We start from the raw sequence: 12442 nt of genomic DNA, 5'->3' as shown, positions 1-12442 counted from the left end.
ATCGTATTTATGGAAAAGTTAACTATACAGGAAGAAGAGGCCATGCAGGCCGTTTGGCAATTTGGTGCAGGCTTTATTAAAGATTTTATGGAGCTGTTGCAAGAGCCTAAGCCTCCTTACACCACATTGGCTTCCACCGTTAAAAACCTGGAACGGAAAGGTTTTTTGAAGAGTGAGAAATTTGCAAATGCTTACCGTTATAGTGCTAAGGTGAAAGAAACGGAGTATAAAAAGCGCTTTATGAGTGGCTTTGTGAATGACTACTTTCAGAATTCTTATAAGGAGCTTGTTGCTTTTTTTGCAAAAGACAATAAGATTAGCGCCGATGAGCTAAAGGAAATTATCAACCTTATAGAAAACCCTAAAAACTGATGTGATGCCCGAATTCTTTGTTTTTCTGTTGAAAGTAAATGCTGCATTGATTCTTTTTTGTCTGGCTTATTACCTGATTCTCCGGAAGCTTACTTTCTATACGCTTAACCGTTTCTTCCTGCTGGCAGGAATCGTATTTTCCTCTTTGTATCCATTCGTTGATCCTATGGCCTTTTTTGGTGGACAGGAGGAAGCATTGAAACCAATCGCAGCAGTTTTACCTACTTTTTATATGGCAGCCGCTGATGTCGCAGGTTTTGATTACTGGTTAATTGCCAGGCTTGTTTTCTGGGCTGGTGTAGTGATGATGTCTGGCCGGATGCTGATCAGGTTTTACTCCCTTTATCGGGTACATCAAAACTCTGTTCCGGGAAAGATCAGCGCGTATGATGTTCGTCTTCTGGAAGGAAACATCAGTACCTTTTCCTTTTGGCGGAACATCTACCTGAACCCCGAACTTCATCAGCCAACGGAACTGGATGCGGTATTGGAGCATGAACAGGTACACGTAAAAGAATGGCATACTGTAGACATTCTTCTGGCGGAGCTGACCACTGTTTTTTATTGGTTTAATCCTGGGGTATGGTACATGAGGAAGGCAATTAAGGAAAACGTTGAATTTATCACAGACCAGCAGATTTTAAAGAAAGGAATTGACCGTAAAGCTTATCAATACAGCATGATCCACACTTTGTCCGCAGGGACGCCTTCAGTTCTGATGAATAATTTCAATATCACAGGAATAAAAAGACGGATTGTCATGATGAATTCTAAAAAATCTTCAGGTGTTCAGTTGATCAGGTATGTGTTTTTATTGCCGGTACTGCTGGTCCTGACGACCGCATTTACCTTATTTAAAACGGAGATAAAAGCAAACCTTGGTATTCAGGATACCCTTAAAACCAACACAAAATTGTCAGCTGATCCGAAGGCAGAAAAATCAGTTGCAGTACTTAAAAAAAGCGTTGTTAAGGCGAAAGAGAATCCTAAAAATGTAAGATTAAAAGTTGTTCCGGAACCGCAAAAAATTAGTAATGCAGCTGAAATAGAAACACCTGTAAGCATAGCGCAAACAGATACCGGAAAACGGTTCACCACCATAAAAATCAGCCGGATTAATGCCGGGGAAACCAATGCCGATGGTACTCCGGTAACCACAAGGATGATGGTTTTCAAAAGTCGGGGAGCCGGATCTATGCATTTAACCAGTAAAGATTCTGTGAAAGTACTGGTGCTTAAAGGAAACAGGAGCGACACAAAGCCTGCTCAGGCAACCTTTCCTGGCCAGGATCCTGACCTTAAAATTTATATTGACGATGTAGAGGTTTCGGCAGAAGAGATGAAAGAATTGAACCCCATTGATATTGAAAGTGTAAATGTCCAAAAGATGGATCAATACCCAAAAACCAAAGGGGTTCGTATTTATACAAAAGTCTTTAAAAAGTTAAAGTAGCTTTAAGCATCGCTATTCTGCCAGGTATTTCATAAGTGCCGGAAGTAAAAGCGTTGCTGGACAAGTATACTGTACGATAGGTTTTTATATTCCCAAGGTTGCTGATCCCCAACTCAAAATCGGTATTGATCTTGTTTACTTTATAGCGGGCACTCAGGTCTGAGAAAAGATAGCTCAGCCGGCCTTGTCCGGATTGTTTGGTGTAGAGGTGCTCAGCAGATAAGTTTAAGAAAAGATCATCGATGGGCATAAAGGACAATTCGGCTTGTTGCCTGAGCTGTTTATATTTTATAGGCTCCTCTTGATTTACGCTGCTTTTACTCTCCATCAGGTTGTAATTTACCCCATAGTTTAGATTGGTATTCTTGCTGATTTTACTTTGAAATCCTGCTTTTATGCCATTGTTTATTGCTTTGTATGGGAGAAGTGTGTTGTTCTGAAACTGGTTATTCATGCTTTGCGACCAGCTCAGTCCCATACTGAAGGTCGTTCTTAGTTCAAACCAATATTTACTGACATTTCCGGCCAGATTATACGCACTGATGTTGTTGTCGTAAGGCAATACAATTCTTTGCTGCAGGTTGTCGGTCAGGATGCTGGAAGATATGGTATTCAGGTTGATCCTGCTATAACTCGCCTGCAGATTGAAAAAGAACATCGTGATGGCTTTTCTGTAATTGAAAGTAAGTGCTGCCGTATGGTTCTTTTGTTCAGACAAGGGAGCATTGTTGGCGTACAAACTGCGGTAATTTTTCAATATAGCACCCCGGTAGACATCGTCCATAGTACCCAGTTCATTTTTTAAAGCATAAGAAAATTGCAAATAGTTTTCTACTCCTGTCTGATATTTGAGCCTTACACCCGGATTCACAAAGAACTTATTCATTTTTTGATCAAGTGCATACCCGGGATCCCGGTAATGAATGTACTGATAGCTCAATGGTATACTGAGACTGGCCTTTAGTTTTTCATCTTCAGTTTCATATTCATACAATCCTTCCGTATAGAGGTTCGATCGTTTCCATTTTAGGTTATTGAAGGCCTCAATTGCGGCCGGTTGTATTTGTGAGTCCTCCTGAATGGTGTTTAGTGTGGAGTTTAATTGCTGCGCCTGGAAACTAAAACCCGTTTTATAAGTCTGGATAATTCCGGAAGATACTTTTTTGAAAGAGAGGTAGGTATTGGTAAAATAAGCAGGCGTATTGCTGGTTTGTATCAACGCTGAATAGGGAATTCCATGGTTCAACTGATCTTCGTTTAAACCGGAATTGACCTGCAGTTTCTCCGGCTGACTGCTATAGCTAAGATAGGAGTACAGGTTGTAAATATTTCCATTTTTCAGCGTATTGAGGTAACTGAATTCATTAGATACATCAAATGCTTTTTGCTGGAGTTGCTGTCCGAATGGAGTTCCATTAGTGTTTAAGCCCACCTGATATTTCATTGGGTTATAATTGCTGATGAAGGTGTTGTTGAGGTAAGATTTCTCTCTGTTCATGTTCAGGCTTGCCTGTGCACGGAACTGATTCGGTTTTGAAGTATTGGACTGTTTTTCTGTAAAACTCACATTTCCTGAAGGCAGGTAATACTCCGTAAATTTATCGTAATCTCTTTGTTGCCGGTCTAAAAGGTAATAGAGATTTGTTTTTAACTGAATGTCTTTTTTCAGGTTAAACAGGTTATTTACATTGAGCAGGGCGGCGCGGTTAAAAAGATACCTGTTTTGTGGCAGGTCGGGTACACCTGCTGCTCCGGTAGATAAGATTGTGCCTGGCTTGTTATTATTGAGGCGGTCTTTGAGTTCTGAAAAGTTATGGGAGGTGATTTCTCTGGCTGGATCATTCCCGATGTTGTTCGCTTTGAGGTAGTTGATGCCTTTGTATTTTTTATTGAACATCATGCCATTGATATTCTCATCAAAGCGATTTGGCAGGCCGGCTCCCAGACTGGCCTGTCCTATGAGTTTGATTTTCGCCTCGTCTTTTATCGTTATGTTTAGGGCAACATCATCGCTGTGCATCTTGTTCCTGAGCACCTTGATCGGTTGATCATTTTGAATCACCTGGACCTTATCTACCGCTTCTTTGGGAATGCTCTTAGTGGCAATGTTATATTTATCATCCAGCAGGTTGTCTCCATCAATGTAAAAATTCGAAATGTTCTTGCCATTATAAGAGATTCTGCCGTCGGTAGCCACCTCGATTCCTGGCATTTTTTTTAGAACATCACCTAATACCCGGTCTTGCTTATTGCTAAAATCCGACAGTTTATAATTTAGGGTATCGCCATCTACTTTTAGTCGGGGTCTATTGTTAACGACTACCGTTGGCAGATCTATCGCCGATTCATTGAGCACAAAATCATAGCTTTTAGTCCGATCGGTAACCGGCAGGATTTCACGTTTATACCCCAGACTACTCACTTCAAGAGAAAAACCATTGGTTGGCACTGCGGGGACTTTGAGCTGGTAAGCTCCCTTTTCATCGCTGCGGGTATAGGCAATGATCTTTCCATCCCCGCTTTTCAAAGTTACGGTAGCTGAGTTTATGGCTTTGCCTTTAAGGTCTTTAACATGACCCTGAATCTGGCTTTGTGCGGTGCCCTGCTTCATCAAAAACAAAGAAAGGATCAGGAGAATGGTTAATTTCATTTTACGTCAGGTAATTCTATAGGGTTATTAACCGTCTCAGTGATGAATTTACTTCTGGTCATTGTTTTTTGTCCCGTTGTTATGCGTCCTTCGCCTGCCATCTGAGAATTAATGAAACCATCCGGGTCCTTTTTCATGGCCTCGTTAAGCTTATCAAATTCTTTTTGTGTGGTTTTTATACTTCCTTTAGGCAAGTAAAAGGTTGGAGAGTTTAACAGGTCGGCACTGCTTAATCCGGAGATTTTCACCTTTCCACCAATACTGACTCCTCCAATGGACGACTCGGGTTCGTCTTCTTTTATTGCGGCAGTATTGTGAACCTTCTCAAATCCCTGAAACTTGAAAACCACTTCTTTTTTTGCATCCTGTGCTTCCACAATCAATCCGGGTAAGCCATTGAGTTTCCATGGCCCGCTTTGGAAAGGAAGATCAGGACAAAACCAGGCCGTATAATCTCTGCCTTTAAAATGAGCTGTTGCTTTCTGACATTTCAAACCGGAAATTGTACTGGTATCTGAGCTAATGTTCCAATTGATTTCGGGAAGGGCTTCCTCGACGAGGTAATTGTTGACCAGTCTTTTTTTGATGATGATTTTCTTTTCTGCAGGATATTGATAGAACTCATCATTGGTGATACTCTTCGGGTTGCTTTTGATGTTGATGCTCATCTTTCCGGGAACAGAATTCCTGATCTGTTCTTCAATGTCTTTTTTACGTTGAATGTCGAACAGGATTTTATCCATGCTCAGGTATGCACTGGTTTTTGTACCGAGAAGAAGCACCATTTGTTCGCTCGAGGCCTTATCACGCTGTGTGGTGTCTTTGATATGGGTAAAACCGTAAATTGCTTTTGCGCGGATGCTGTCTGCTTTCTGGGCTTTAAGGGAGCCGAAAAGTAACAAGGTAAGGCCCGCTGTTAACAGAATTTGTTTTTTCATGTGGTTCGTTTTTGGTTCAATAATCAGGTTTATCTACGATAATATTGTAAACATACGAAACTATCGTAATAATACTAATTACTCGTAGATCTTTTTTACTTCATTATGTTTAATTAATCCCGAAATAATATGTTCTGCAGTCATTATGCATTAACTTTGCCGGCAGTATTCTTTTAGCCATTACCGTTTATTAAAATCTTAATATGGACGATTTTTTAGCTGCCCGCCTTCAGATGGCCTTTTCCCTTGGCTTTCACATTGTTTTTGCTTGTATAGGAATGGTGATGCCATTTTTCATGTCTTTAGCACACTTTTACTGGCTTAAAACCAAAAATGTAGTTTACCGGGATGTCACGAAGGCCTGGAGTAAGGGAGTGGCAATTTTCTTTGCTACCGGAGCGGTTTCAGGAACCGTATTGTCTTTTGAGCTGGGCCTGCTCTGGCCCAGGTTTATGGAACATGCAGGACCCATATTCGGAATGCCTTTCTCTTTAGAGGGAACGGCATTTTTTATTGAAGCGATTGCGCTTGGCTTCTACCTGTATGGCTGGAACAGGATCAATCCCTGGTTTCATTGGGCAACAGGTGTGGTGGTTGGCATCAGCGGTTTGTTATCAGGGATTTTGGTAGTCGCTGCAAATGCCTGGATGAACAGTCCGGCGGGTTTCGATTACATAGACGGACAATACCTTAATGTCGATCCGATCAAGGCCATGTTTAATGACGCCTGGTTCTCTCAGGCATTACACATGACGGTGGCGGCTTTTGTGTCCACAGGTTTTGCAGTTGCCGGAGTTCATGCCTTAATGATCCTTCGGGGTAGAAATGTAGCCTTTCATAGTAAAGCCTTTAAGATTGCCGCGGTATTCGGAACGATTGCAGCTTGTTTACAGCCAATCAGTGGCGATATCTCCGCTAAAGATGTAGCAAAGCGTCAGCCAGCGAAACTTGCCGCCATGGAAGCCCATTTTCATACCGAAAGAAATGCCCCCCTGATTATTGGAGGAATTCCGGATACTGCCGGAAAAAAAGTGGATTATGCGGTCAAAATTCCCGGATTACTCAGCTTTATGGCCACGGGTGATTTTAATGGCGAGGTAAAGGGACTGGACAGCGTACCCAGGGAAGATCAGCCACCGATAGCCGTAACCCATTATGCCTTCCAGATCATGGTTGGACTGGGGATGGCCATGGTAGGACTTGCAATCGTGTATTTCATCGCCCTTTGGAAGAAGAAGAAATGGCTGAGCAGCAACTGGCTGCTGAAATTATTTGTGATGGCTACTCCGATGGGCTTTATTGCCTTAGAAGCTGGCTGGACCGTGACTGAAGTTGGGCGGCAACCCTGGATCATTCATGGGATCATGAGGACTGCAGATGCCGTAACCCCAATGCCGGGAATTGCCTATTCTTTTTACCTTTTTACAGCAGTATACATTTCGCTTGCGGTAATTGTGAGTTTGTTATTGTACCGCCAGATTACTATGGTGGGTAAGTTATACGATTCTTCCACTGAAGTCCCTAAAAACTAATTCTATGATATACGTTGTTATTATTTTTCTCTGGACCGCGATTTTACTGTACATCCTTTTAGGGGGCGCCGACTTTGGCGCAGGAATTATTGAGCTTTTTACCTCCAAAGGAAATAAAGACCGGACCCGGAAAACCATGTATGAGGCCATAGGCCCGATCTGGGAAGCCAATCACATGTGGCTGATCATTGCTATTGTTATTCTTTTTGTAGGTTTTCCTAAAATATATACCACGGTTTCTGTTTACCTGCACATTCCGCTGGTTTGTATGTTGCTCGGCATTATTGCCCGCGGAACCGCTTTTGTTTTCAGAAATTACGATGCCGTAGAAGACGACATGCAAAAGTTATACACGCCGATATTTGTATATTCCAGCCTGATTACGCCTTTTTTTCTTGGGATCATCGCGGCAAGTGCCGTTTCCGGCAGGATAGACCTTTTGGCAAATGACTTTTTATCGGCCTATGTTTTTAGCTGGCTCAACTGGTTTTCTATAGCGGTCGGAATTTTTACAGTCAGCATTTGCGGATTTTTAGCCACTATCTTTATCATTGGGCAAACCGACAATGAAAGCGACCGAAAATACTTTACCGGAAAAGCAAGGAGAACGATTTTTATTGTAATGGGCTGTGGAGCACTGGTCTTTCTTGCCGCTTATCTGGAACAAATTCCTTTATTTAACTGGATCTTTGGAGATACTCCGGGGCTGATTGCAATTATTGCTGCCAGTATTTCATTGGTGCTGATGTTCTTTATTTTAGAACGCAACAAGCCGATTATGTTGAGGTTGCTGGCCGGTTTTCAGGTCTCCATGATTTTGTTTGCGGCAACTTACAGCCATTTTCCGGATATCGTGATGCTGAAGAACGGCACAAATCTTTCTTTGTTGATCCATCAGGGACAAGCGAAAACCATAGATTCTTTGGCCTATGCGTTGTTGATTGGAAGTATTTTCATTTTGCCCGCTTTATTTTACCTGATTTACGTTTTTACAAAACGGAAAGAAGTGCCTTCAGATCATTAGGTGTTTTTATCCCTAAAATAACGGCCTTAATCTGCAAATGGTTTCAGAACGGTAAAAGATCAGCATCATACAATATGTAAACTTATTGCAGTATAGGACAGTTATTCTATCACTATTCTTTAAAAGGTTTTATTCCCGATGAGAAGAGACTTCCTGTGTGGAAAACTACAGGAATCAGGTCTGCGCTGAAAAAAAATCAGAGACCGACTTAACTTCTGGGTTGAAAAATGAAGGCCCTGACCACCAGAAAAAGTATGATTAGACCCATCATCATGATCATTATTTCTGAAAATCCAACTTTTACTCCGTATATCATCATTTTTGCTCTTTTTTTCAAGGTATACAATAAAAACGCTAAACAATAGGTTTTCGTTTAAAAAATATCAATATACCTGTTTTCCGGATGTGGCATACCTGCTACCGAAATCTATAGGTCATTGTAACAAACTAATTGAAGCGGAAAAAAATTAATTATAGCGATTAAACCTAAATCATTTTACAAAGTCTTAACCACATCAACCATACAAAATACTGCCATTAATTTGACCCGTTATGAAAGCTAAACTCTTCAGATTCACCTTCCACACCATTTTACTAGCCGGTTTCAGTTTATCAGGATATGCACAGAAATTACCAGACGTACAGGCAACCGCGTTAATTGCGCCTGCCGGAATCAGGGTGGATGGTAAAAATAAAGAATGGAATGACAGTTTTCAGGCTTTGAATAAGCGGACAAATATTTATTATACCATCGCTAATGATGACAATAATCTTTATGTCGCGATTAAATCAACGGAGGGGGCAAATAACACTAAGATCATGGCTGGGGGGATTACATTCTCTGTAAATCCTGATGGTAAAAAGAAAGAAAAAGAAAGTATTACTCTGACTTATCCGTTGATAAACCGTGGCAATATGAACCGCGGAGGCGGACAGGGTGGAGGCCGAAGAATGATGATGGGAACGGTGATGTCTGGCAGTAGTGGTGGACAGCAGCAAAGTAAGCAACAGCGGGACTCGATGATGGCTGCCATGCAGAGAACACAACTTGCTCAGGTTAAGGAAATTAAAATCAGCGGATTTAAGAATACCACAGATACCTTGATATCTATATATAATGAACATGGAATTAAAGCGGTGGCATCAGTGGGTGCCGACAATGCTTTTTTCTATGAAATAGCGATTCCATTGGCCGCTTTTGGTCTTTCAAAAGACAGCAATACGGAGTTCGCTTATAACATCAAATTAAACGGATTACAAATACAAGGATTTGATGGTGGCGGTGGTGGTAGTTTCGTCGTTGGTGGCGGCGGAAGAGGTGGATTTGGCGGTGGCGGATTCGGACCAAGAGGCGGAGGGAATTCCGGAATAGATTTTCAGGCACTGATCAGCCCTACAGATTTTTGGGGTAAATATACCTTAGCCCGAAAATAAGACAGACACACACAAACCAAACCATATACACACAGATGAACCATTCTTACAAGCTCAAAGCCTTCTGGCTGCAGCAAGTCCATCGCGCCCGACACTCTGGAGCTTTGAAGAAATTGACCCTCTTATTGAGCCTTATTTTTAGTTCTGCTTTTCTTTTTGCGCAGGACCAGTCTAAAAATCCACCACCACCGCTTCCAACACGTGAAATCAGTGGGATTGTAAAAGATTCAACAGACCTGGGTGTAATTGGCGCGACGGTAAGTCTGACCTCAGATAAAGACACCCTGAAAACGAGTACAAATGCAGACGGGATCTTTGTTTTTAAAAATGTTAAATCAGCCACTTATACCCTTTTAGTTCAGAGTATAGGGTATAAAGCCTCAAAGCCGGTACGTTATAAACAAAACGATGCCGTTCCAAGAATTGTCATGGATCCCATCACCCTGAATGAAGAAAAGAACCAATTGAATGAAGTGGTGATCAACGGAACACCATCGATTACCTATAAAACGGATACGGTAGAATACAAAGCAAGCGATTACATCGTCAGAAAAAATGCTACAGTCGATGAGTTGCTGAAGAAGATGGAAGGAATGGAGGTTGGAACCGACGGTACCGTTACCCATCAGGGGCAAGCGCTAACAAAAGCCAAATTGAACGGAAAGTTATACCTGGGCGGGGATTTGACAAATGCCATTAAAAACCTGCCGGCTGAGATCGTTGAAAAGATTCAGGTGGTAGATGATTATGGAGATCAGGCAGCAAGGACCGGAGTGAAAGACGGAGATCCGGAAAAGATTTTAAACATTACCACCCGGACGGATAAATCTGTCGGAAATATGGCCAATGTAAACGTTGGAGCAGGGAGCAATAAGAGATTTGAATCCGGACTTTTTGCCACAAGGGTAAATGGAAACCAGACCATCGGTGTAAACGGAAGGTTTAACAATACGGTTAACGGAGTAGCGCCAACGGGCGATAATGGTGGCAATTCCGGCGGCGGCGGCGGAAGAGGTGGAAATGGCGGTGGAAATACCAACAGTGGCGCAGCAGGTGGAAGCGGGGGAACTACCCAAAACGGAAATGGCTCTTTTAGTTACCGGGATAAGGTGAGCAAGAAAGTGGAGGTGAACTTAAACTATGGTTTTAACACAACAGATGTAAACGCTATCAATAGCAGTACGGCAAAACGTTTCGCTGCAATAGATCCTACCACGCAAACACAACCCATAGACAATGTGACCAATGAAGTGAAACGCAGCATCGCTGATAACCTGACCAATGGCCATAACATCAGGCTGGAGGTGGAGGCCGAGCTGGACAGCAATAACTTCTTAAAGTTCATTCCTACATTCAGATACAATTCTACCCGGAACTCGAGGATTGATACGATTTTTCAGGATGGATTTAACCATAGGGATGAATTCAGTAATAACCTGAATAAAAATACCAGGCCACAGATTGGTGCCACTTTATTTTACCAGCATTTGTTTAAAAAACCAAGAAGAAATATCTCTGCTCAGGTAGAGCTCAACAGCAATAATCAGGATGCCGAACAGATTCAGGATTCCAGGTTTACTTATTACGAGAACGTGGAGGAAACCGACTTTACAAAATCAAGGATCAACAGGATCATCTCCCGTAAAAATCTTCAGGACAATTACCGGGGAAGTCTGACTTATGTAGAGCCCTTAACGTTGAATACGCAATTGGAATTTAATGCGCAGGTGAACTATAATGGCTATGACAATACCTCAACGACCAGAAATATTGAAGCGAACGGCAATTCCGGAATTATTGATTCTTTAAGTAATATTTACGACTACTCTTTTACTCAGGGCCGTATTGCACTGAATTACCGTTATGGAATGGACCGGATGTCTAAAGTCAGGTTCTCATTGGGTTTAACAGCAGTGCCGGCAGTACTTTCGGGAACCAAACAAAGCCTGGGAACAACCACGAACAGAAATAGTTTTAACCTGATCCCGATTGCCCGCTTTGAGTACCTATGGTCCAGGCAACATAAATTACAGGTTAACTATTCCGGAAACGCGGTAGAGCCTACTTTTGATCAGCTTCAACCGGTAAGGGACGTTTCCAGTCCGCTGAACCCAATCATCGGTAACCCTGACCTTTTGGCGAGTTTTACCCATAGCATCAATGCGAATTATAACAACTATATCGCGAACGCTAAACTGAACTACTCCCTTAACCTGAATGCGACTATGACCGATAATGCGGTGATCAGGAATGTTGTTCAGATTCCGGATCCGGATCAGCCAGCCAATAATATCAACGAAACGAGATACCTGAATACCAATGGCATTTATAATTTAAATGCAAATTATTCAGTGAATAAACAACTTAACGATAGAAAATATAACCTTGCTTTAAGTGGTTCGGTAAGCTATAACCATGGAATTTCCATGACAAACGGGTTAAAAAATAATACGAATGTATTGACCATGGTTGAACGTTTCGGTCCGAGGATCAATCCGACAGAATGGTTTGAAATCAATCCAAACGTTTCTTATACCCATACCAAATCGGTAAACACGTTGCTTGCAAACGCGAACAGGAATACCAATACACTCGCTCTGAACCTGGATGGAAGGGTATACCTGTGGGAAACCTACCTGTTTGGCTATAGTGCGAGCAAAAACTACGTGAGGGGAATTAGTGCCAATGTATCCAGCAATCCATTGGTGATCAATATGTATGTAGAGAAAGAATTGTTCGATCGCAGAGGGAAGATTACTTTCCAGGCCTTTGACGTGCTGAATCAGAATAACTTCATTACTCAGGATTATTCCGGTAACGCAGTAGTAGATACCAAATCAAATGCGCTGAGCAGATATTTTATGGTTCGTTTGAGCATGAGATTGCAAAAATGGACCGGTGCAAAGGGCAAAAATGGCAGAGGAATTATGCGTAGGGGGGATGGTAGTTTCATGTAGGACAAAATAAGTGCGCTGCTCAAAGGCTGGAATCTTTGCCCTGAAGGGGGCAAATGTTCCGAAGCCTTCTCGCAGACACTGA

8 protein-coding genes are annotated in these 12442 nt (G+C 42.1%); 6 read left to right on the top strand and 2 right to left on the bottom strand.

Annotation, left to right across the window (positions count from 1 at the left end):
- Nucleotides 1-9 precede the first annotated feature (9 nt).
- Complete coding sequence (locus BLQ87_RS10700; RefSeq protein WP_073233275.1) at nucleotides 10-372, top strand: BlaI/MecI/CopY family transcriptional regulator; 363 nt, start codon at nucleotides 10-12, stop codon at nucleotides 370-372.
- 4 nt (nucleotides 373-376) lie between these two features.
- Nucleotides 377-1825: a M56 family metallopeptidase gene (locus tag BLQ87_RS10695; RefSeq protein WP_074606301.1), complete on the top strand. Its 1449-nt coding sequence runs from the start codon at nucleotides 377-379 to the stop codon at nucleotides 1823-1825.
- On the opposite strand, the gene BLQ87_RS10690 is transcribed toward BLQ87_RS10695, so the two are convergent.
- Nucleotides 1809-4475, bottom strand: coding sequence for a TonB-dependent receptor (locus BLQ87_RS10690; protein ID WP_074606298.1), 2667 nt, complete (start codon nucleotides 4473-4475; stop codon nucleotides 1809-1811). The genes BLQ87_RS10695 and BLQ87_RS10690 overlap by 17 nt on opposite strands.
- A complete protein-coding gene (locus BLQ87_RS10685; RefSeq protein WP_074606296.1) occupies nucleotides 4472-5413 on the bottom strand; it encodes a GLPGLI family protein in 942 nt (313 codons plus the stop codon). Before BLQ87_RS10685 ends, BLQ87_RS10690 begins: the two co-directional genes overlap by 4 nt.
- A 203-nt stretch (nucleotides 5414-5616) precedes the next feature.
- On the opposite strand from BLQ87_RS10685, the gene BLQ87_RS10680 reads away from it, so the two are divergent.
- The 4 genes from BLQ87_RS10680 to BLQ87_RS10665 all read left to right on the top strand — a co-directional run bounded on the left by BLQ87_RS10680 (nucleotide 5617) and on the right by BLQ87_RS10665 (nucleotide 12360).
- The gene (locus BLQ87_RS10680) at nucleotides 5617-6945 is read left to right on the top strand and encodes a cytochrome ubiquinol oxidase subunit I (protein WP_074606294.1); all 1329 of its coding nucleotides are present in this window, start codon (nucleotides 5617-5619) and stop codon (nucleotides 6943-6945) included.
- Nucleotides 6946-6949: 4 nt separating this feature from the next.
- Nucleotides 6950-7969 carry a cytochrome d ubiquinol oxidase subunit II gene (locus BLQ87_RS10675; protein ID WP_074606292.1) on the top strand — a complete coding sequence of 340 codons (1020 nt, stop codon included), beginning with the start codon at nucleotides 6950-6952 and terminating at the stop codon, nucleotides 7967-7969.
- 552 nt (nucleotides 7970-8521) lie between these two features.
- Complete coding sequence (locus BLQ87_RS10670) at nucleotides 8522-9403, top strand: hypothetical protein (protein ID WP_074606291.1); 882 nt, start codon at nucleotides 8522-8524, stop codon at nucleotides 9401-9403.
- Between the two features lie 35 nt (nucleotides 9404-9438).
- Complete coding sequence (locus tag BLQ87_RS10665) at nucleotides 9439-12360, top strand: outer membrane beta-barrel protein (RefSeq protein ID WP_074606289.1); 2922 nt, start codon at nucleotides 9439-9441, stop codon at nucleotides 12358-12360.
- The last annotated feature ends 82 nt before the right edge of the window (nucleotides 12361-12442 follow it).

Source organism: Pedobacter steynii (assembly GCF_900103665.1).
In the GTDB taxonomy this organism is placed as follows: Bacteria; Bacteroidota; Bacteroidia; order Sphingobacteriales; family Sphingobacteriaceae; genus Pedobacter; species Pedobacter steynii.
The sequence above is the reverse complement of the archived record's forward strand: the minus strand, read 5'-3'. Positions and strand labels throughout refer to the sequence as shown.